Raw genomic sequence first — 18,914 nt, 5'->3', positions numbered from 1 at the left:
CGAAGACCGCCACCCGGGGAAGAGGATCAGCGCAGGCCGCGTTGAGTCTCGTCCAGCTCACGGATGTACTTGAAGATTTTACGGCTGGTGGCTGGCGCCTTGTTATGCGCCAGCTCGTGCTGAGCCTGACGGATCAGGGAGCGCAATTGCTGGCGGTCCGCGTCCGGGTAGTCCAGTACGAATTTCTCCAGCACCGCGTCATCGCCCGAGATCAGGCGGTCACGCCAACGTTCCAGGTTGTGGAAGCGTTCGTTGTACTGGCGAGTGGAGGCATCGGTTTGATCGAGCAAAGTCAGAATGGCGTCAATGTCTTGATCGCGCATCAGTTTGCCGATAAACGAGATGTGCCGTTTACGCGCGATATTCGCGGTGTGCTTGGGCGCATCCGCCAGGGCCCGACGCATTTCGTCGGTCAGTGGCAGTTTGGCAACCAAATCCTTTTTGAGCGTTGTAAGGCGCTCGCCAAGGTCAACCAGAGCATGCAGCTCGCGTTTGACCTGGGTTTTGCTTTTCTCCCCATCGAGGGAGTCGTCGTAAGAATCAACCATGGTGGCAGTCCGCAAAGAAACGCCGCCATGATAACCAGTCGGGGGCCGCTTGTCCGGCCCGGTCGCTCGATGGCCATTACCGAAAGCAGAATTTGAGTGGAGAAAACCATGAGTGCAGCCCAAAGCGTCGGTCCACAAGCGTTACCGGCACTGCAGGAACAAGTCGAGCAGATCCTTGCCGAGGCCAAGCGCCAGGGGGCCAGCGCCTGTGAAGTGGCGGTGTCGCTGGAGCAAGGGTTGTCGACTTCGGTGCGCAAGCGGGAAGTGGAAACGGTTGAATTCAATCGTGACCAAGGGTTTGGCATTACCTTGTATGCGGGCCAGCGCAAAGGCTCGGCCAGCACTTCCGCCAGTGGCCCTGAGGCAATTCGCGAGACCGTCGCCGCAGCACTGGCGATTGCCAAGCACACCTCCGAGGATGAAAGCTCGGGCCTGGCCGACAAGGCGCTGATGGCCAAGGAGGTGCAGGATTTTGACCTGTTCCATGCCTGGGATATCACCCCTGAGCAAGCCATCGAGCTGGCGCTGACCTGCGAAGCGGCAGCCTTCGATGCCGATGCCCGCATCAAGAATGCGGACGGCACCACCTTGAGCACCCATCAGGGTTGTCGCGTCTACGGCAACAGCCATGGCTTTATCGGTGGTTATGCCTCCACGCGTCACAGCCTCAGTTGCGTGATGATTGCCGAAGCCAACGGGCAGATGCAGCGTGATTACTGGTACGACGTAAACCGCCAAGGCGATTTACTGGCAGACCCTGCAAGCATTGGCCAGCGTGCGGCGCAACGGGCTGCGAGCCGCCTGGGCGCGCGCCCGGTGCCGACCTGCGAAGTGCCTGTGCTGTTTTCCGCAGAGTTGGCCGGTGGTTTATTCGGCAGCTTCCTGGGGGCGATTTCAGGAGGCAACCTGTATCGCAAGTCTTCGTTCCTGGAAGGCGCCATCGGCCAGAAGCTGTTTCCTGAGTGGCTGACCATCGACGAGCGCCCGCATTTGATGCGCGCCATGGGCAGTTCGTCGTTCGACGGCGATGGCTTGTCGACCTATGCCAAGCCGTTTGTCGAGAAAGGTGAGCTGGTGTCTTATGTGCTGGGCACTTATGCCGGTCGCAAGTTGGGCCTGCCCAGTACCGCCAACGCGGGGGGCGTTCATAACCTGTTCGTGACCCATGGCGATGAAGACCAGGCCGCGTTGTTGCGGCGTATGGGGCGTGGGTTGCTGGTGACTGAATTGATGGGCCATGGCCTGAACATGGTCACCGGTGACTACTCGCGCGGTGCGGCGGGCTTCTGGGTGGAGAACGGCGAAATTCAGTTCGCCGTCCAGGAAGTGACCATCGCCGGCAATATGCGCGATATGTTCAAGCAGATCGTTGCCGTGGGTAACGACCTGGAACTGCGCAGCAATATCCGTACGGGTTCGGTGCTGATCGAACGCATGACGGTCGCTGGCAGCTAATCCTCCAGCACGTCCTCAAAAGGCGCGCCATCGCAAGATGGCGCGCCTTTTTTATTGCAGCTCTTTTCGCAGGATCAATAGGCCACTCTTGTTTTGATTCTCAATATCATTTAATAATAAATATCATTACCGAGTGAGTGTGGCTCATGAGTTCTGTCCTGCATGAGGATCCCTATCTGGAAAGCTGGCGTTGGATGAGCCGCCAGATTCGCTGTGGCCTGGATCCCAATGAACCCCGCCTGATCGAGCATTACCTGAACGAAGGTCGGTACCTGGCGTGTTGCACCGCAACCCATCCGTGGACGATCGCCGAAACCTCATTCCGCTTGTTGATCGACACCGCCGCTGATGTCGCCTTGCCCTGGCATTGGCGCTCCCTGTGCCTGGACCAGGCCTGGCGACCACTGCGCGACCTGGAAAAACTCTCCCACTGTGCCTGCCGCCTCAAGCGCTGGCAGACCTTTGCCTGGCAATTGGCGAGCTGCGAATTACTGCCTTCGATTTCCGTTTCTGACTTGGTGCAAGGATCTAATGATGAGTAACACCCGTATCGAACGCGACAGCATGGGCGAACTGCATGTGCCGCAAGAAGCTTTGTATGGCGCACAAACACAGCGTGCGGTGAACAACTTTCCGATCAGTCATCAACCCATGCCGGCGCAATTCATCCGCGCCCTGATCCTGGCCAAGACCGCCGCCGCGAGGGTCAACGTCGACCTCAAGCAAATCAGCGAAGGGCAGGGCAAGGCCATTGTCGATGCCGCCCAAGGCCTGCTGGAAGGCGACTACATGCAGCACTTCCCGGTGGATATCTTCCAGACCGGCTCCGGCACCAGCTCCAACATGAACGCCAACGAAGTGATCGCGACGCTTGCCAGCCGTTTGCTGGGCGAGGCGGTTAACCCCAACGATCATGTGAATTGCGGCCAGAGCAGCAACGACATCATCCCCACCACCATCCACGTCAGTGCCGCGTTGGTGCTGCATGAGCAAACGCTGCCGGCCCTGCTGCATCTGGTGCAGGTCATCGAGCAAAAAGCCGAGGCAGTTCACCCGTTCATCAAGACCGGCCGCACGCATTTGATGGACGCCATGCCGGTGCGCATGAGCCAGGTGCTCAACGGCTGGGCGCAGCAGCTCAAGGCCAATATCGGCCACTTGCAGGACCTGCTGCCGGCGCTGCAAGCACTGGCACAGGGCGGCACGGCGGTCGGTACCGGGATCAACGCGCACCCCGAGTTTGCCGGGCGCTTCAGCCAGCAACTGAGCCTTTTGACCGGGGTGAAGTTCACCCCTGGCAAGAACCTGTTCGCGCTGATTGGCTCCCAGGACACCGCCGTTGCAGTCTCTGGCCAGTTGAAAGCCACGGCGGTGTCACTGATGAAGATCGCCAATGACCTGCGCTGGATGAACTCCGGCCCATTGGCTGGCCTCGGTGAAATCGAACTGGAGGCGCTGCAGCCGGGCTCGTCGATCATGCCGGGCAAGGTCAACCCGGTCATCCCGGAAGCGACCGCCATGGTGGCTGCCCAGGTCATCGGCAATGACACAGTGATCACCGTGGCCGGCCAATCGGGCAACTTCGAGCTGAATGTGATGCTGCCGATCATTGCCCAGAACCTGCTCAGCAGCCTGGAGTTGCTGGCCAATGCCAGCCGGTTGCTGGCGGACAAGGCCATTGCCAGCTTCAAGGTCAACGAACCCAAGCTCAAGGAAGCGCTGTCACGCAATCCGATCCTGGTCACCGCACTTAACCCGATCATCGGCTACCAGAAAGCCGCTGAAATCGCCAAGAAGGCGTATCAGCAAGGCCGCCCGGTGATCGAGGTCGCCCTCGAACACACCGACCTGCCGCGCAGCCAACTGGAAGTCCTGCTGGACCCGGAAAAGCTCACGGCTGGCGGCGTGTAATCAACGACCCTGCTTTGGAGGCTCACCATGGAGCACTGGAAACGCACGATCGAACGGGCCAATCGCTGCTTTATGGCGGGTGAGCTGGTTGACGCTCGCGAGGCCTATCTGCAAGCCCTGGCCCTGGCCCAAGTGTTGTTCGAACGCTGGGCGGATGCTGACGAAGCGGTGGCCGCTTGCGTCATTTCCCATCACAACCTGGCAGACCTGCACTTGCGTCTGAACCAGCCTGAGGAAAGCGCGGAATACCTGTGCGCTATTCATCAGCGCCTTTTGCAGACCATGCAGGACCCGCGCCTCAGCCCGTCATTGCGCGAGGCCGCGCTGCGCCAGAGCAGCAAGACCTACGTCGAGCTGCTGAATTTCATCAGCGATCACGGCGAATACCCACGCACTCATCGGCTACTGGGCAGTGCTGCGACGCCAACGTCCACGTCCCACTATGGAGCACATTGATATGACCTATACCTTGCCGGCCTTGCCTTACGCCTACGACGCCCTCGAGCCGCATATTGACGCGCAAACCATGGAAATTCACTACACCAAGCACCACCAGACCTACATCAATAACCTCAATGCTGCGGTCGAGGGCACTGAGTTCGCCGGCTGGCCGGTGGAGAAGCTGGTGTCCAGCGTCCAAACATTGCCGGAGAAATTACGCGCTGCCGTGGTCAACCAAGGAGGCGGGCATGCGAACCACTCGTTGTTCTGGGCAGTCATGTCACCGACAGGGGGCGGCAAACCCGATGGCGCGCTGGGTAAGGCTATCGACGAGCAATTGGGTGGTTTCGACAGCTTCAAGGAGGCGTTCACCAAGGCGGCGTTGACGCGTTTCGGCAGCGGCTGGGCCTGGTTGAGCGTTACGCCGCAGAAAACGCTGGTGGTGGAAAGCAGCGGCAACCAGGACAGCCCGCTGATGAGCGGCAATACACCCATCCTCGGTCTGGACGTCTGGGAACACGCTTACTACCTGCAATATCAAAACCGACGACCCGAGTACATCAATGCCTTTTACAGCGTCATCAACTGGCCGGAAGTTGCCGCGCGCTATCAGGCGGCCTTGGCCTGACACTCACTCCATAACAAGATCTAAGGCCGACTATGGGCACTCAAACACTGGCGATCGGTAGCGTACGAATGTTTCGTTATGCGTTTGGCACGCTGCTGCTATTGGCAGGTACTGCGTTATTGGTGGCCCATGGGCTGGCCTGGTTGAACCTGGAACCGCGCATTCTGCGTGCTTTGCAGGGCGGGGCGATCTGCGCGCTCGGCACCGCGCTGGGGGCGGTGCCGGTGTTGGTGATTCGGCGCATGCCGATGGCGCTGAGCGATACCCTGCTGGGCTTTGGGGCTGGTGTGATGCTGGCGGCGACCGCGTTTTCCCTGGTCGTGCCGGGTATCGCGGCTGCTGAAAGCCTGGGGCTGTCGCCCTGGGGCGCCGGTGGCCTGATCAGCTTCGGCATCATGCTCGGAGCGTTCGGCCTGTACCTGGTGGACCGCAAGGTCTCTGGCGCCAGCCCGGAAATGCTGGTGGGTACAGCGGATAAGCCGGTTATCCCGCCGCGTATTTGGTTATTCGTGTTTGCCATCATTGCGCACAACATTCCTGAAGGCATGGCTGTGGGTGTTTCGGCGGGCGGAGGCATGACGGATGCCGACAGCCTCGCCATGGGCATTGCCCTGCAGGATGTCCCCGAAGGGCTGGTGATTGCGTTGGTATTGGCGGGAGCGGGAATGTCGCGGGTCAAGGCCTTCCTGATTGGCGCTGCATCGGGCTTGGTTGAACCGGTATTTGCGGTGCTCTGCGCATGGCTGGTGAGCCTTGCCGAAGTGCTATTGCCGTTGGGTTTGGCGCTGGCCGCCGGGGCAATGTTGCTGGTAGTGACTCATGAAGTCATCCCCGAATCGCGCCGCAATGGCCATGAAAAGCTCGCCAGCCTTGGGCTGTGCCTCGGGTTTTGCCTGATGATGGTGATGGATACGGCGTTGGGCTGAGGATGGCTTTATCTATGTAGGAGCGAGCTTGCTCGCGAAGAACGCAAGAGCACCGCGTTAAACAACGATGCCCGCGTTATCGTTGACGTTTTTCGCGAGCAAGTTCGCTCCTACAGTAGGGGTTACTCGCCTTCGTCGAAGTAGTTGTTGATCAACTCGACCAGCGCGGCCATTGCTTCGTCTTCTTGCTCACCTTCGGTGCTCAGGTGGATCTTGGTGCCTTTCCCGGCCGCCAACATCATCATCGCCATGATGCTCTTGCCATCGACCATGGACTCTGGCGTACGCCCAGCACGTATCTGGCAGGGGAACTGCCCGGCCACTCCAACGAATTTAGCCGACGCCCGGGCGTGCAGGCCCAGCTTGTTGATGATTTCAATTTCCAGAGCAGGCATCGCGCAGGTGTTCCTTTCAACTCAGGTCGCGGTGGCGAACCTGGACGTTCTTGAGGGTTTGTTGCAGCACCTGGCCCAGCCGTTCAGTCAAATAGACCGAGCGGTGGTGACCACCGGTACAACCAATGGCAATGGTGACATAGGCCCGATTGCTGGCGGCAAAGCGCGGCAACCATTTGAGCAGGTAGCTGGAGATGTCCTGGAACATCTCTTCTACGTCGGGTTGCGCGGCCAGGTAGTCGACCACAGGCTGATCCAGCCCGGACTGATCGCGTAATTCCGGCTTCCAGTAAGGGTTGGGCAGGCAGCGCACGTCGAAGACCAGGTCGGCATCGACCGGCATGCCACGCTTGAAGCCAAACGACTCGACCAGAAACGCCGTCCCCGGCTCAGGCTGGTTCAGCAGGCGCAGCTTGATCGCATCGCGCAACTGATACAGGTTCAGGTTGGTGGTGTTGATCTTCAGGTCGGCCAGGTCAATGATCGGCCCCAGCAGTTTGGTCTCGTCCTCGATGGCTTCGGCCAGGGAGCGGTTGGCACTGCTGAGGGGGTGACGTCGACGGGTTTCGGAGAAACGCTTGAGCAGGGTTTCTTCGTCGGCATCCAGGTACAGCACGTCGCAATGAATGTGCTTGGCACGCACTTCTTCCAGCAGTTCCGGGAACCGCGAGAGGTGGCTGGGCAGGTTGCGCGCATCAATCGAGACAGCCACAAGTGGCTGTGCCAATTCGGTATGGATCAATGCACGTTCCGCCAGCTCTGGCAGCAGGCCGGCTGGCAGGTTGTCGATGCAATAGAAGCCGTTGTCCTCAAGCACATTGAGGGCGGTGCTCTTACCCGAGCCGGAGCGACCGCTGACGATGATCAAACGCATGATTACTGCCCGTTTTGTTCATCCAGGACAACTTGGTACAACGCTTCATTGCTGGAGGCGCTGCGCAGTTTGTCGCGTACATCCTTGCGGTCCAGCATGCTGGCGATCTGCCGGAGCAGTTCCAGGTGCGCATCGGTGGCGGCTTGCGGGACCAGCAGAACGAACAGCAGGTCAACCGGGGCACCGTCGATGGCGTCGAAGTCGATGGGTTTTTCCAAGTGCAGCAGAGCGCTGACCGGGGTATCGCAGCCTTCGAGACGGCAGTGAGGAATGGCGATGCCGTTGCCAAAACCGGTCGAGCCGAGTTTTTCACGGGCGATCAGGGCTTCGAAAACATCTTGCATCTCCAGCTCAGGCACTTGGCTGCTGATCAGGTTGGCAATTTGTTCGAGGGCGCGCTTTTTACTGCCGCCCGGCACGTTCACGAGGGAACGGCCGGGGGTCAGGATGGTTTCAAGTCGGATCATGGGGGGAGAGTTAACGACCTGTACCTTGCATCAGGTGCAGATTCTTTTCCTTATGCTTTATGAGTTGGCGGTCGAGCTTGTCGTAGAGCGAGTCGATTGCCGCGTACATATCTTCATGTTCCGCATTGGCGACGAGCTTGGCATTCGGTACGTGCAGGGTGGCCTCGATTTTCTGCTTGAGCTTATCGACCTCCATGATGACCTGCACGTTGGTGATCTTGTCAAAATGCCCCGCAAGCTTGTTCAGTTTGCTCTCGGTGTATTCACGCAGGGGCTTGGTGACTTCCAGCTGGTGTCCACTGATGTTGACTTGCATACAGCTTCTCCTTCGTTGCCAGTGCATAAAGCGGTGGGCAGGAATACCCACCACTGGAACGCTGTGGCCCGCCCGTCACATCAAACGCTTACGCTCGCTGGAAGGCGCGATCCCTAGGGACTCGCGGTACTTGGCGACGGTTCGACGGGCGACCTGAATGCCTTGTGCCTCCAGTAAACCAGCGATCTTGCTGTCACTCAACGGCTTTTTCTGATTTTCCGCGGCAACCAGTTTTTTGATGATCGCGCGGATCGCCGTGGACGAGCATTCGCCGCCTTCGGAGGTGCTGACGTGGCTGGAGAAAAAGTATTTCAGCTCATAAATACCCCGTGGGGTATGCATGAATTTCTGCGTGGTGACCCGGGAAATCGTCGATTCGTGCATACCGACGGCTTCGGCGATGTCGTGCAGCACCAGAGGCTTCATGGCCTCGTCGCCGTATTCCAGGAAACCGCGCTGGTGCTCGACGATCTGGGTCGCGACTTTCATCAGGGTTTCGTTGCGGCTTTGCAGGCTCTTGATGAACCACCGCGCTTCCTGCAACTGGTTGCGCATGAAGGTGTTATCGGCGCTGGTGTCAGCGCGGCGCACAAAACCGGCGTACTGCGGGTTGACCCTCAGACGCGGTACCGACTCCTGGTTCAGCTCCACCAGCCAGCGTTCGTTGTCCTTGCGCACGATGACGTCGGGGACCACGTATTCGGCTTCGCTGGATTCGATCTGCGAGCCCGGACGCGGGTTGAGGCTTTGCACCAGCTCGATGACCTGGCGCAAGTCATCTTCCTTGAGCTTCATGCGGCGCATCAGTTGGCTGTAGTCGCGACTGCCCAACAGGTCGATGTAGTCACTGACCAGCCGTTGCGCTTCGGTGAGCCATGGCGTCTTGGCCGGCAGTTGGCGCAGTTGCAGCAACAGGCACTCGCTGAGCGTGCGGGCACCAATGCCGGCGGGTTCGAATTGCTGGATGCGGTGCAGGACGGCTTCGATTTCGTCCAGTTCGATGTCCAGTTCCGGGTCGAAGGCCTCGAGGATCTCGTCGAGGGTTTCGTCCAGGTAGCCCTGGTTGTTGATGCAGTCGATCAGGGTGACCGCGATCAGGCGATCGGTATCGGACATCGGCGCCAGGTTCAGTTGCCACAACAAGTGGCTCTGCAGGCTCTCGCCCACCGACGTACGGGTGGTGAAGTCCCACTCGTCGTCATCGTTGCTCGGCAGGCTGCTGGCGCTGGTCTGGTAGACGTCTTCCCATGCGGTGTCCACGGGAAGCTCGTTGGGAATGCGTTCATTCCAGTCGCCTTCCTCCAGGTTGTCCACCGTCGGGGCGGTTTCCTGATAGGAGGGTTCCTGCACGTCGGGATTGGGTTTTTGCTCGATGTTGTCGGCCAGCGGATCTGCGTTGTCGAAGTCGTCGCCTTCTTCCTGGCGTTCGAGCATCGGATTGGACTCCAAGGCCTCCTGGATTTCCTGTTGCAGGTCCAGGGTCGACAATTGGAGCAGGCGGATGGCCTGTTGCAGCTGCGGTGTCATCGTCAGCTGCTGGCCCATTCTCAGGACTAGCGATGGTTTCATGGCAGGGGCTTAACACCTTATTCGCCGGCGCAATGCGCCATCCACGACAGGGCGCGTGAGCGCCAAACATAAGCAAATTATATGCCTGATCTCGGGGCCTTTGCCTAGAGCGCGGTAACAATAAAAAAACCGAGGTTTCTATTGACTCCCGCGCGCTCAAGGGAAAAGCGCGATACCCCTGTGTTTACAGGCGGAACTCGTGACCCAGGTACACTTCCTTCACCAGCTCGTTAGCCAGGATCGTCTCGGCATCGCCTTCGGCAATCAGCTGACCATCGTTGACGATATAAGCGGTTTCGCAGATATCCAGGGTCTCGCGTACGTTGTGGTCCGTGATCAGCACCCCAATGCCCTTGGCCTTGAGGTGATGGATGATCTGCTTGATGTCACCCACCGAAATCGGGTCGACACCGGCGAAGGGTTCATCCAGCAGGATGAATTTCGGCGCAGTCGCCAGGGCGCGAGCGATTTCCACGCGGCGACGCTCACCACCGGACAAGCTCATGCCGAGGTTGTCGCGAATGTGGTTGATGTGGAATTCCTGCAACAGGCTTTCCAGCTCCTGGCGGCGGCCATCGCGATCAAGTTCCTTGCGGGTCTCGAGGATCGCCATGATGTTGTCGGCTACCGACAGTTTGCGGAAGATCGACGCTTCCTGGGGAAGATAGCCGATACCTGCCCGTGCACGGCCGTGCATGGGTTGGTGGCTGACGTCCAGGTCGTCGATCAATACACGACCCTGGTCTGCCTGGACCAGCCCGACGATCATATAGAAGCAGGTGGTTTTGCCGGCACCGTTAGGGCCTAGCAGGCCGACGATCTGGCCGCTGTCGATCGACAGGCTGACGTCGCGTACCACCTGGCGGCTTTTATAGGCCTTGGCCAGATGCTGGGCTTTCAGGGTTGCCATTACTCGGCCTTCTTCTTCGGCTGGATAACCATGTCGATGCGTGGGCGGGGTGCGGTGACCTTGTTGCCGTTGGCGCGACCGGCGTTAGCGATCTGCTTCACGGTGTCATAGGTGATTTTTTCACCTTCCGTGGAGTTGCCGTCCGGGCTCAGCACCTTGGCCTGGTCAATCAGTACGATGCGATTCTGCTGGGCGTGATACTGGATAGTCTTGCCGTAGCCCTTCATCGGGCCGGTGTCGGTGGCGGACTGTTTCTGCTCGAAATAAGCCAGGTTGCCCACCGACGTCACCACGTCAATGTCGCCTGCCGGGGTGCGCGTCAGGGTCACCGTGTTGCCGGTTATCTTCATCGACCCTTGGGTGATGATTACGCCGCCGGTGTAGGTGGCGACACCTTTCTTGTCATCGAGCTGCGCATCGTCAGCCGAGATGTGGATCGGTTGCTGGCTATCGTTCGGCAGAGCCCAGGCGCTCACGCTTCCCAGTGCTGCGCCCAGACCGAGCAAAATAGGGAGGGTTTTAACGAGCCTCATACTGTCCTCTTACGTTCGATAGCAGGTGTATCCTGCTTTCTTTCAAATACGCTTTCATTCCCTTGCCAGTCGATACACCGCCAGCGCCGTCGATTCTAACGTCTTGCTCGGTCTGCGCATATTGCTTCTGTGGGAATACGGTCATGCGACTGCTGGTAATGATGGTGTCGCGGTTCTGCGCGTCTGTACGTGCGACGCGAACCGAGTCGATCAGTTCAACTTCGGTGCCGTCCGCGTTCACTTCGCCACGCTTGCTGGTGACGTGCCAGGGAAATTCGGTGCCGCGATACAGGTTCAGGTCCGGATTGGTCAGCAGGCTAACGTCGGCTACCTTCAAGTGTTCGACCTTGTCCGACCTCAATTCATACTGCACCTTGCCGTCGGGCAGGTACTGAATGCTGTAGGCATTGGTGGCGTAATAGTCGATAAGGCCTTCGTCAACCTGCGCAACAGGCTTGTCGAGAAAGCGCTCCGGGCTGATATTCCAGTAGCCCACCGCCAGGAGCAGCGCGGCGATGACCCCGAATAACAGGAAGTTGCGAATCTTTTTGCTCAGCATATAACGCTCTATAGGTAGGCGGCGTGGGCCGCTTCAAGACTGCCCTGGGCACGCAGGATCAACTCGCAGAACTCGCGGGCGGCACCTTCGCCGCCACGGGCGGTGGTGATGCCATGGGCGTGTTCGCGCACAAACGCTGCGGCATTCGCGACGGCCATGCCCAGGCCCACCCGGCGAATCACCGGCAGGTCTGGCAGGTCGTCGCCCAGATAGGCGACCTGTTCATAGCTTAGGTTGAGTTGGCCAAGAAGCTCGTCCAGCACCACCAGTTTATCCTCGCGGCCCTGATACAGGTGAGGAATACCGAGGTTTTGTGCGCGGCGTTCCACAACCGGTGTTTTTCGACCGCTGATAATTGCGGTTTGCACGCCAGCTGCCATCAGCATCTTGATGCCTTGGCCGTCGAGGGTGTTGAAGGTCTTGAATTCGCTGCCGTCTTCGAGGAAGTACAGGCGGCCATCCGTCAGCACGCCGTCAACGTCGAAAATCGCCAGTTTGATGTTTTTACCGCGTTGCATCAGGTCGCTGGTCATTTACATCACTCCTGCGCGCAGCAAGTCGCCAAGGTTAAGGGCCCCGATCGGCCGATCATCGTGGTCGACCACGATCAGTGCGCCTATCCGGTGGTCCTCCATGATCTTCAACGCTTCAGCCGCGAGCATTTCGGCGCGCGCGGTCTTGCCGTGAGGGGTCATCACGGCGTCGATGGTGGCGGTGTGGATATCAATGGTGCGGTCCAGGGTGCGACGCAGGTCGCCGTCGGTGAAGATCCCGGCCAGCCGACCATCGGTCTCGACGATGGCGGTCATGCCCAAGCCCTTGCGGGTCATTTCCATCAGCGCATCCCGCAGCAGGGTGCCGCGTGGAACGCTCGGCAATTCTGTGCCGCTGTGCATCACATTTTCCACTTTCAGCAACAGGCGACGGCCCAGTGCACCACCGGGATGGGAAAACGCGAAGTCTTCAGCGGTAAACCCGCGAGCCTCCAGCAGTGCCACCGCCAGGGCATCGCCCATCACCAGTGCGGCGGTGGTGGAGGAGGTGGGCGCCAGGTTCAGCGGGCAGGCCTCGTGGGCCACGTGCACGTTCAGGTTGACGTCGGCGGCCTTGGCCAGCGTTGACTCAGGGTTGCCTGTGAGGCTGATCATCTGGATGCCCAGGCGCTTGATCAGCGGCAACAGGGTCACGATTTCGTTGGTGGTGCCGGAGTTGGACAGCGCCAAAATCACGTCATCCTTGGTGATCATGCCCATGTCTCCGTGGCTGGCTTCGGCCGGATGCACGAAAAACGCCGTGGTCCCGGTGCTCGCCAAGGTCGCGGCGATCTTGTTGCCAATGTGGCCGGACTTGCCCATGCCGACCACCACAACGCGGCCCTTGCTGGCCAGAATCATCTCGCAGGCGCGCACGAAATCCGCGTCGATATGCGCCAGCAAGCCTTCTACGGCTTCAAGCTCAAGGCGTATGGTGCGTTGTGCGGATTGAATAAGGTCGCTGGATTGGCTCATGTCTGAAATCGTATAGCCTGACGAAAAGTCGGCGATTATAGCGGTAATGATCGATTCCCTCACGCAAGTTCGTCAGGCTTTGTGCGCGGGATAACTGAAAAGCACCTTCGGTAACATAGCAAGCAACGTTTTTTCCCTGTCTCAAATCTGAACCAGCGCTGTTCCGGCCTTGGGCGCTCTGTACCAGCAGTGATATAGTTCGCCGCCAGTTCGGTCCGCCCAACCCATGTGCCTTACTATTGCGCATCAGTTGAAAACCAAAGTCGCACACATGGTGTCTGAGTGAAAGGCTGCATCCCAAGGAGATTAGATGAGTGCCGATAACGCCTACGCGGTCGAGCTGAAGGGTCTTACCTTCAAGCGCGGGACGCGCAGCATCTTCAATAACGTCGATATTCGCATTCCTCGCGGCAAGGTCACGGGCATCATGGGGCCTTCCGGTTGCGGCAAGACCACCCTGTTGCGCCTGATGGGCATGCAATTGCGCCCCAGTGCCGGGGAAGTGTGGGTCAACGGCCAGAACCTGCCGACGCTGTCGCGCAGCGATCTGTTCGATGCGCGCAAGCACATGGGCGTGCTGTTCCAGAGCGGCGCGCTGTTCACCGACCTCGATGTGTTCGAAAACGTGGCCTTCCCGCTGCGGGTGCACACCCAGCTGTCCGACGAGATGATTCGTGACATCGTGTTGCTGAAACTGCAGGCCGTGGGCCTTCGCGGTGCCATCGACCTGATGCCGGACGAGTTGTCCGGCGGCATGAAGCGCCGTGTCGCCCTGGCACGGGCCATCGCCCTCGACCCACAGATCCTCATGTACGACGAGCCATTCGTGGGCCAGGACCCGATCGCCATGGGCGTGTTGGTGCGCCTGATCCGCCTGCTCAACGATGCACTGGGGATCACCAGTATCGTGGTGTCCCACGACCTGGCCGAAACCGCGAGCATTGCCGACTACCTGTATGTAGTAGGTGATGGTCAGGTGCTGGGGCAGGGTACGCCTGAAGAGTTGATGAATGCCGATAACCCGCGTATTCGCCAATTCATGACCGGCAACCCCGATGGCCCGGTGCCTTTTCACTTTCCGGCAGCGGACTACCGCTCAGATCTTCTGGGGAAGCGCTGATGCGCAAGACATCTCTTATCGAGAAGGTTCGCCTTTTCGGTCGCTCGGGCATCGACATCGTCGAAGTGCTGGGGCGTTCGACCATTTTCCTGTTCCACGCCTTGCTGGGGCGCGGCGGCATCGGCGGCGGCTTTGGCCTGCTGGTCAAGCAGCTGCACTCGGTGGGGGTGATGTCCCTGGTGATCATCGTGGTCTCCGGCGTGTTCATCGGCATGGTGCTGGCGCTGCAGGGTTTCAATATCCTCTCCAGCTACGGCTCGGAGCAGGCGGTAGGGCAGATGGTGGCCCTGACCCTGTTGCGCGAGCTTGGCCCCGTGGTCACCGCCTTGTTGTTCGCGGGGCGTGCAGGTTCGGCGCTGACGGCTGAAATCGGCAATATGAAGTCCACCGAGCAGCTGTCCAGCCTGGAAATGATCGGCGTGGACCCGCTCAAGTACATTGTTGCCCCGCGCCTGTGGGCCGGCTTCATTTCCCTGCCATTGCTGGCGATGATCTTCAGCGTGGTGGGTATCTGGGGCGGTTCGTGGGTGGCGGTTGACTGGCTGGGGGTCTACGACGGCTCCTACTGGGCCAACATGCAAAACAGCGTGACCTTCACCGGTGACGTGCTCAACGGCATCATAAAGAGCATTGTCTTTGCCTTTGTGGTGACCTGGATTGCCGTATTCCAAGGCTATGACTGTGAGCCCACCTCAGAAGGGATCAGTCGTGCCACTACCAAGACCGTTGTGTACGCCTCGCTGGCGGTACTGGGCCTTGACTTCATTTTGACCGCCTTGATGTTTGGAGATTTCTGATGCAAAACCGCACTGTGGAAATCGGTGTCGGCCTTTTCTTGCTGGCTGGCATCCTGGCTTTACTGTTGTTGGCCCTGCGAGTCAGCGGCCTTTCGGCCAGCCCTACCGCCGATACCTATAAACTTTACGCGTACTTCGACAATATCGCCGGTTTGACGGTCAGATCCAAAGTGACCATGGCCGGTGTCACCATCGGCAAGGTCACGGCAATCGATCTGGATCGCGACAGCTTTACCGGTCGGGTGACGATGCAACTGGACAAGAAGGTAGATAATCTGCCGACTGACTCCACAGCATCTATCCTCACTGCGGGGTTGCTGGGCGAGAAGTACATCGGTGTCAGCGTGGGCGGGGAAACAGCCCTGCTCAAGGATGGTTCGACCATCCACGACACACAGTCGTCGCTGGTGCTTGAAGACCTGATCGGAAAATTTTTGCTCAATACGGTCAATAAAGACGCCAAATGAGGAATCTGTTCATGATCTCTACCTTGCGACGTGGCCTGCTGGTACTGCTTGCAGCATTGCCGATGATGGCCAACGCGGCAGGTTCTGCCCACGATTTGGTGCAGGACACCACCAGCAGAATGCTGGCTGACCTCAAGGCTAACAAAGAACAGTACAAGCAAGACCCTTCCAAGTTCTACAACGCGCTCAACACGATCGTTGGCCCTGTGGTCGATGCTGAAGGTATTTCCAAAAGCATCATGACGGTCAAGTATTCGCGCAAGGCTACGCCTGCGCAGATGCAGACGTTCCAGGAAAACTTCAAGAAGGGCCTGTTCCAGTTCTACGGTAACGCTCTGCTGGAATACAACAACCAGGGCATTGTCGTTGATGCGCCCAAGGACGAGTCGGGCGACCGTGCTGAAGTCGGGATGAAAGTCTCCGGCAGCAATGGCGCCGTGTACCCAGTGTCCTACACCCTGACGAAGATCAACGGCGAGTGGAAACTGCGCAACGTGATCATCAACGGTATCAACATCGGCAAGCTGTTCCGTGATCAGTTCGCCGACGCAATGCAGCGCAATGGCAACGACCTGGACAAGACCATCAATGGTTGGGCCGGTGAAGTGGCCAAGGCCAAGGAAGAAACCGACAAAGCTGCCGGGAAGCCTGCGCAATGACCGAGTCGGCTGTTCGTATCGGCGATGCCGGCGAGCTGTTCCTCAGCGGCGTGCTGGATTACCGCACTGGGCCTGACCTGCGCAAGCAGGGCCAGGCGCTGATCAAGGCCAGCAAGGCGCCAGAACTGGTGCTCGATTGCTCGGCGGTGACCAAGTCCAGCAGTGTTGGCCTGTCGTTGTTGCTGTGCTTCATGCGTGATGCCGAGGCGGCGAAAAAACCGGTCAGCATCCGTGCGTTGCCAGAAGACATGCGCGAAATTGCCGAAGTTTCCGGTTTGACCGAGCTGTTGGCGCATCCTTAATACACATTATTAAAGAAGCCCCCCGTCAGAGTCCTGCTATGCGGGGTTCGCAGGCGCGGGGCTTTTTTGTATGATGTGCGACCCGTGCGCACTGGGCGCCGATAGAGGTTGAGCATGCAGGCCCTAGAAGTTAAGAGCTTCCTTGAAGGAAAGCTGCCGGAAACGACTGTAGAAGTTGAAGGCGAAGGCTGCAATTTCCAGCTGAACGTGATTAGCGATGAACTGGCGGCATTGAGCCCGGTCAAGCGTCAGCAGCAGATCTATGCCCATTTGAACCCATGGATCACGGATGGCAGCATCCATGCGGTCACTATGAAATTTTTCAGCCGCGCGGCCTGGGCCGAGCGCACCTGAGCCCCCAAGGCGTCGAGATTCTTATGGATAAATTGATTATTACCGGCGGTGCCCGCCTTGATGGCGAGATCCGCATTTCCGGTGCGAAAAACTCTGCCTTGCCGATCCTGGCAGCGACCCTGCTGTGCGATGGCCCGGTGACTGTGGCCAACCTGCCGCACCTGCACGACATCACCACCATGATCGAACTGTTCGGTCGCATGGGCATTGAGCCGGTGATCGACGAGAAGCTGGCGGTCGAAATCGACCCGCGCACCATCAAGACCTTGATCGCCCCGTACGAACTGGTGAAAACCATGCGTGCGTCGATCCTGGTGCTGGGCCCGATGGTTGCCCGTTTCGGCGAAGCCGAAGTGGCCTTGCCTGGCGGTTGCGCCATTGGTTCGCGTCCGGTCGACCTGCACATCCGTGGCCTTGAGGCCATGGGCGCAGTCATCGACGTCGAAGGCGGCTACATCAAGGCCAAGGCGCCGGAAGGCGGCCTGCGTGGCGCGAACTTCTTCTTCGATACCGTCAGCGTCACCGGTACCGAGAACATCATGATGGCTGCTGCCCTGGCCAACGGTCGCAGCGTGCTGCAGAACGCCGCGCGCGAGCCGGAAGTGGTCGACCTGGCCAACTTCCTCAACGCCATGGGCGCCAAAGTTTCCGGCGCTGGCACCGACACCATCACTATTGATGGTGTAGAGCGTCTGCACACCGCCACTTACAAAGTCATGCCTGACCGCATCGAGACCGGCACCTACCTGGTTGCCGCTGCCGTGACCGGTGGCCGTGTGAAGGTCAAGGACACCGATCCGACTATCCTTGAAGCCGTCCTGGAAAAACTCAAGGAAGCCGGCGCAGAGATCACCACCGGCGAAGACTGGATCGAGCTGAACATGCACGGCAAGCGGCCAAAAGCTGTCAACGTGCGTACTGCTCCGTATCCGGCGTTCCCGACCGACATGCAAGCGCAGTTCATCTCCTTGAACGCGATTGCCGAAGGCACCGGTGCCGTGATCGAGACCATCTTCGAAAACCGTTTCATGCACGTGTATGAACTGCACCGCATGGGCGCCAAGATCCAGGTCGAAGGCAACACCGCTATCGTCACCGGCATCGACAAGCTCAAGGGCGCGCCAGTCATGGCCACCGACCTGCGTGCTTCGGCCAGCCTGGTGATCTCGGCGCTGTGCGCCGAAGGCGACACCCTGATCGACCGCATCTACCACATAGACCGTGGTTATGAGTGCATCGAAGAGAAACTGCAGATGCTCGGCGCGAAGATTCGCCGCGTACCGGGCTAGTCCCCGCTGCCCTGTAGGAGCGAGCTTGCTCGCGAAGGCCTCATGTGCACCGCGTTGACTCTGAATAAACGCGTTATCGTTGACGTTCTTCGCGAGCAAGCTCGCTCCTACAAACACTGGTTTGTTTCAAATCGAGGCTGTCATGGCCTCGATCTGTGTCTGGCGCCGTTTGTGACCGGACAGCAATAGCCTGATGAAGGACTGACATTTCCCATGTTGACCATCGCACTGTCCAAGGGCCGCATCCTTGACGACACGTTGCCGCTTCTGGCTGAAGCGGGCATCGTGCCGACCGAGAATCCGGACAAGAGCCGCAAGCTGATCATCCCCACGACCCAGGACGACGTGCGCCTGCTGATCGTGCGGGCTACCGACGTGCCGACCTACGTTGAACATGGCGCCGCCGACCTGGGTGTTGCCGGCAAGGACGTGCTGATGGAATACGGCGGCCAGGGCCTGTACGAGCCCCTGGACCTGCGCATCGCCCTGTGCAAACTGATGACCGCCGGCCGCGTCGGTGACGTCGAGCCCAAGGGCCGCCTGCGGGTCGCCACCAAGTTCGTCAACGTTGCCAAGCGCTACTACGCCGAACAAGGCCGTCAGGTCGATATCATCAAGCTCTACGGCTCCATGGAGCTGGCGCCGCTGATTGGCCTGGCCGACAAGATCATCGACGTGGTCGACACCGGCAACACCCTGCGTGCCAACGGTCTGGAACCCCAGGATTTCATCGCTGACATCAGCTCCCGCCTGATCGTCAACAAAGCATCGATGAAGATGCAGCATGCCCGTATTCAGGCGTTGATCGACACCCTGCGCAAGGCAGTGGAGTCTCGACACCGCGGTTGACTCACCCGCGTAGCTGAAGAGCTACGCCCGTCTATCC

At 59.2% G+C, this 18,914-nt stretch carries 25 protein-coding genes; 14 read left to right on the top strand and 11 right to left on the bottom strand.

The window, feature by feature from the left end:
- Positions 1-26: 26 nt before the first annotated feature.
- Entirely contained in the window at positions 27-548 is a 522-nt protein-coding gene (gene yjgA, locus GIW04_RS06125) for a ribosome biogenesis factor YjgA (protein WP_003188568.1), read from the bottom strand.
- A gap of 108 nt (positions 549-656) precedes the next feature.
- Here yjgA and pmbA point away from each other — a divergent pair, with 108 nt between their 5' ends.
- From pmbA to GIW04_RS06095, 6 genes are all read left to right on the top strand, one after another.
- Positions 657-2,003 (top strand): metalloprotease PmbA, encoded by a 1,347-nt coding sequence (gene pmbA, locus GIW04_RS06120; protein WP_120248663.1) that lies wholly within the window; start codon positions 657-659, stop codon positions 2,001-2,003.
- A gap of 146 nt (positions 2,004-2,149) precedes the next feature.
- Positions 2,150-2,545, top strand: coding sequence for a hypothetical protein (locus GIW04_RS06115; RefSeq protein ID WP_003188570.1), 396 nt, complete (start codon positions 2,150-2,152; stop codon positions 2,543-2,545).
- Positions 2,538-3,914 (top strand): class II fumarate hydratase, encoded by a 1,377-nt coding sequence (locus GIW04_RS06110; protein WP_003188571.1) that lies wholly within the window; start codon positions 2,538-2,540, stop codon positions 3,912-3,914. The genes GIW04_RS06115 and GIW04_RS06110 overlap by 8 nt, the downstream gene beginning before the upstream one ends.
- Before the next feature lie 27 nt (positions 3,915-3,941).
- Complete coding sequence (locus GIW04_RS06105) at positions 3,942-4,370, top strand: hypothetical protein (protein ID WP_003188573.1); 429 nt, start codon at positions 3,942-3,944, stop codon at positions 4,368-4,370.
- Between the two features lies 1 nt (position 4,371).
- On the top strand, positions 4,372-4,983 hold the full coding sequence (locus GIW04_RS06100; protein ID WP_034134872.1) for a superoxide dismutase: 612 nt from the start codon (positions 4,372-4,374) through the stop codon (positions 4,981-4,983).
- Positions 4,984-5,015: 32 nt separating this feature from the next.
- Entirely contained in the window at positions 5,016-5,909 is an 894-nt protein-coding gene (locus GIW04_RS06095) for a ZIP family metal transporter (protein WP_034134873.1), read from the top strand.
- A gap of 122 nt (positions 5,910-6,031) precedes the next feature.
- Here the strand turns inward: GIW04_RS06095 and GIW04_RS06090 are convergent, their stop codons facing one another.
- The 10 genes from GIW04_RS06090 to GIW04_RS06045 all read right to left on the bottom strand — a co-directional run bounded on the left by GIW04_RS06090 (position 6,032) and on the right by GIW04_RS06045 (position 13,040).
- Entirely contained in the window at positions 6,032-6,304 is a 273-nt protein-coding gene (locus GIW04_RS06090) for an HPr family phosphocarrier protein (protein ID WP_003188577.1), read from the bottom strand.
- A 16-nt stretch (positions 6,305-6,320) separates the two neighbouring features.
- Positions 6,321-7,178, bottom strand: a complete 858-nt coding sequence (gene rapZ / locus GIW04_RS06085; protein WP_003188578.1) for an RNase adapter RapZ — start codon at positions 7,176-7,178, stop codon at positions 6,321-6,323.
- A 2-nt stretch (positions 7,179-7,180) separates the two neighbouring features.
- Positions 7,181-7,645 (bottom strand): PTS IIA-like nitrogen regulatory protein PtsN, encoded by a 465-nt coding sequence (gene ptsN, locus GIW04_RS06080; RefSeq protein ID WP_003188579.1) that lies wholly within the window; start codon positions 7,643-7,645, stop codon positions 7,181-7,183.
- Positions 7,646-7,655: 10 nt separating this feature from the next.
- Entirely contained in the window at positions 7,656-7,961 is a 306-nt protein-coding gene (gene hpf, locus GIW04_RS06075) for a ribosome hibernation-promoting factor, HPF/YfiA family (RefSeq protein WP_003171804.1), read from the bottom strand.
- 75 nt (positions 7,962-8,036) lie between these two features.
- Complete coding sequence (locus GIW04_RS06070; protein WP_003188580.1) at positions 8,037-9,530, bottom strand: RNA polymerase factor sigma-54; 1,494 nt, start codon at positions 9,528-9,530, stop codon at positions 8,037-8,039.
- A 184-nt stretch (positions 9,531-9,714) separates the two neighbouring features.
- The gene (lptB, locus tag GIW04_RS06065; protein ID WP_003188582.1) at positions 9,715-10,440 is read right to left on the bottom strand and encodes an LPS export ABC transporter ATP-binding protein; all 726 of its coding nucleotides are present in this window, start codon (positions 10,438-10,440) and stop codon (positions 9,715-9,717) included.
- Positions 10,440-10,973 carry a lipopolysaccharide transport periplasmic protein LptA gene (gene lptA, locus GIW04_RS06060; RefSeq protein ID WP_003188584.1) on the bottom strand — a complete coding sequence of 178 codons (534 nt, stop codon included), beginning with the start codon at positions 10,971-10,973 and terminating at the stop codon, positions 10,440-10,442. The genes lptB and lptA overlap by 1 nt, the downstream gene beginning before the upstream one ends.
- Positions 10,960-11,532, bottom strand: a complete 573-nt coding sequence (lptC, locus tag GIW04_RS06055) for an LPS export ABC transporter periplasmic protein LptC (protein WP_120248664.1) — start codon at positions 11,530-11,532, stop codon at positions 10,960-10,962. The genes lptA and lptC overlap by 14 nt, the downstream gene beginning before the upstream one ends.
- An 8-nt stretch (positions 11,533-11,540) precedes the next feature.
- Complete coding sequence (locus GIW04_RS06050; protein ID WP_003188588.1) at positions 11,541-12,065, bottom strand: KdsC family phosphatase; 525 nt, start codon at positions 12,063-12,065, stop codon at positions 11,541-11,543.
- Positions 12,066-13,040, bottom strand: a complete 975-nt coding sequence (locus tag GIW04_RS06045; RefSeq protein WP_003188589.1) for a KpsF/GutQ family sugar-phosphate isomerase — start codon at positions 13,038-13,040, stop codon at positions 12,066-12,068.
- Positions 13,041-13,350: 310 nt separating this feature from the next.
- On the opposite strand from GIW04_RS06045, the gene GIW04_RS06040 reads away from it, so the two are divergent.
- The 8 genes from GIW04_RS06040 to hisG all read left to right on the top strand — a co-directional run bounded on the left by GIW04_RS06040 (position 13,351) and on the right by hisG (position 18,877).
- Positions 13,351-14,160, top strand: a complete 810-nt coding sequence (locus tag GIW04_RS06040; RefSeq protein ID WP_003188590.1) for an ATP-binding cassette domain-containing protein — start codon at positions 13,351-13,353, stop codon at positions 14,158-14,160.
- Positions 14,160-14,957, top strand: coding sequence for a lipid asymmetry maintenance ABC transporter permease subunit MlaE (gene mlaE, locus GIW04_RS06035; RefSeq protein WP_003188592.1), 798 nt, complete (start codon positions 14,160-14,162; stop codon positions 14,955-14,957). The genes GIW04_RS06040 and mlaE overlap by 1 nt, the downstream gene beginning before the upstream one ends.
- Entirely contained in the window at positions 14,957-15,424 is a 468-nt protein-coding gene (gene mlaD, locus GIW04_RS06030) for an outer membrane lipid asymmetry maintenance protein MlaD (protein ID WP_003188593.1), read from the top strand. The genes mlaE and mlaD overlap by 1 nt, the downstream gene beginning before the upstream one ends.
- A gap of 11 nt (positions 15,425-15,435) precedes the next feature.
- A complete protein-coding gene (locus tag GIW04_RS06025; protein ID WP_094774465.1) occupies positions 15,436-16,083 on the top strand; it encodes an MlaC/ttg2D family ABC transporter substrate-binding protein in 648 nt (215 codons plus the stop codon).
- Positions 16,080-16,385, top strand: a complete 306-nt coding sequence (locus GIW04_RS06020) for an STAS domain-containing protein (RefSeq protein WP_003188596.1) — start codon at positions 16,080-16,082, stop codon at positions 16,383-16,385. The genes GIW04_RS06025 and GIW04_RS06020 overlap by 4 nt, the downstream gene beginning before the upstream one ends.
- Positions 16,386-16,499: 114 nt before the next feature.
- Positions 16,500-16,739 carry a BolA family protein gene (locus tag GIW04_RS06015; protein WP_003188597.1) on the top strand — a complete coding sequence of 80 codons (240 nt, stop codon included), beginning with the start codon at positions 16,500-16,502 and terminating at the stop codon, positions 16,737-16,739.
- A 23-nt stretch (positions 16,740-16,762) separates the two neighbouring features.
- Positions 16,763-18,028 carry a UDP-N-acetylglucosamine 1-carboxyvinyltransferase gene (murA, locus tag GIW04_RS06010; protein WP_003188598.1) on the top strand — a complete coding sequence of 422 codons (1,266 nt, stop codon included), beginning with the start codon at positions 16,763-16,765 and terminating at the stop codon, positions 18,026-18,028.
- 213 nt (positions 18,029-18,241) lie between these two features.
- Positions 18,242-18,877 (top strand): ATP phosphoribosyltransferase, encoded by a 636-nt coding sequence (gene hisG, locus GIW04_RS06005; protein WP_003188599.1) that lies wholly within the window; start codon positions 18,242-18,244, stop codon positions 18,875-18,877.
- Positions 18,878-18,914 lie beyond the last annotated feature (37 nt).

It is taken from the genome of Pseudomonas sp. PA-4-8C (assembly GCF_021606625.1).
Taxonomy (GTDB): domain Bacteria; phylum Pseudomonadota; class Gammaproteobacteria; order Pseudomonadales; family Pseudomonadaceae; genus Aquipseudomonas; species Aquipseudomonas lactis.
This window is presented reverse-complemented; position numbering and strand designations above follow the sequence as displayed.

Bases quoted from the DNA above. Each gene is read 5' to 3' on its own strand.
- GIW04_RS06100 (WP_034134872.1), top strand. From the start codon at position 4,372: ATGACCTATACCTTGCCGGCCTTGCCTTACGCCTACGACGCCCTCGAG.
- GIW04_RS06095 (WP_034134873.1), top strand. From the start codon at position 5,016: ATGGGCACTCAAACACTGGCGATCGGTAGCGTACGAATGTTTCGTTAT.
- GIW04_RS06015 (WP_003188597.1), top strand. From the start codon at position 16,500: ATGCAGGCCCTAGAAGTTAAGAGCTTCCTTGAAGGAAAGCTGCCGGAA.
- hpf (WP_003171804.1), bottom strand. From the start codon at position 7,961: ATGCAAGTCAACATCAGTGGACACCAGCTGGAAGTCACCAAGCCCCTG.
- GIW04_RS06110 (WP_003188571.1), top strand. From the start codon at position 2,538: ATGAGTAACACCCGTATCGAACGCGACAGCATGGGCGAACTGCATGTG.
- GIW04_RS06105 (WP_003188573.1), top strand. From the start codon at position 3,942: ATGGAGCACTGGAAACGCACGATCGAACGGGCCAATCGCTGCTTTATG.
- GIW04_RS06020 (WP_003188596.1), top strand. From the start codon at position 16,080: ATGACCGAGTCGGCTGTTCGTATCGGCGATGCCGGCGAGCTGTTCCTC.
- GIW04_RS06045 (WP_003188589.1), bottom strand. From the start codon at position 13,040: ATGAGCCAATCCAGCGACCTTATTCAATCCGCACAACGCACCATACGC.
- GIW04_RS06070 (WP_003188580.1), bottom strand. From the start codon at position 9,530: ATGAAACCATCGCTAGTCCTGAGAATGGGCCAGCAGCTGACGATGACA.
- pmbA (WP_120248663.1), top strand. From the start codon at position 657: ATGAGTGCAGCCCAAAGCGTCGGTCCACAAGCGTTACCGGCACTGCAG.
- mlaE (WP_003188592.1), top strand. From the start codon at position 14,160: ATGCGCAAGACATCTCTTATCGAGAAGGTTCGCCTTTTCGGTCGCTCG.
- GIW04_RS06050 (WP_003188588.1), bottom strand. From the start codon at position 12,065: ATGACCAGCGACCTGATGCAACGCGGTAAAAACATCAAACTGGCGATT.
- lptC (WP_120248664.1), bottom strand. From the start codon at position 11,532: ATGCTGAGCAAAAAGATTCGCAACTTCCTGTTATTCGGGGTCATCGCC.
- mlaD (WP_003188593.1), top strand. From the start codon at position 14,957: ATGCAAAACCGCACTGTGGAAATCGGTGTCGGCCTTTTCTTGCTGGCT.
- GIW04_RS06040 (WP_003188590.1), top strand. From the start codon at position 13,351: ATGAGTGCCGATAACGCCTACGCGGTCGAGCTGAAGGGTCTTACCTTC.
- GIW04_RS06025 (WP_094774465.1), top strand. From the start codon at position 15,436: ATGATCTCTACCTTGCGACGTGGCCTGCTGGTACTGCTTGCAGCATTG.
- lptA (WP_003188584.1), bottom strand. From the start codon at position 10,973: ATGAGGCTCGTTAAAACCCTCCCTATTTTGCTCGGTCTGGGCGCAGCA.
- yjgA (WP_003188568.1), bottom strand. From the start codon at position 548: ATGGTTGATTCTTACGACGACTCCCTCGATGGGGAGAAAAGCAAAACC.
- lptB (WP_003188582.1), bottom strand. From the start codon at position 10,440: ATGGCAACCCTGAAAGCCCAGCATCTGGCCAAGGCCTATAAAAGCCGC.
- hisG (WP_003188599.1), top strand. From the start codon at position 18,242: ATGTTGACCATCGCACTGTCCAAGGGCCGCATCCTTGACGACACGTTG.
- GIW04_RS06115 (WP_003188570.1), top strand. From the start codon at position 2,150: ATGAGTTCTGTCCTGCATGAGGATCCCTATCTGGAAAGCTGGCGTTGG.
- murA (WP_003188598.1), top strand. From the start codon at position 16,763: ATGGATAAATTGATTATTACCGGCGGTGCCCGCCTTGATGGCGAGATC.
- rapZ (WP_003188578.1), bottom strand. From the start codon at position 7,178: ATGCGTTTGATCATCGTCAGCGGTCGCTCCGGCTCGGGTAAGAGCACC.
- ptsN (WP_003188579.1), bottom strand. From the start codon at position 7,645: ATGATCCGACTTGAAACCATCCTGACCCCCGGCCGTTCCCTCGTGAAC.
- GIW04_RS06090 (WP_003188577.1), bottom strand. From the start codon at position 6,304: ATGCCTGCTCTGGAAATTGAAATCATCAACAAGCTGGGCCTGCACGCC.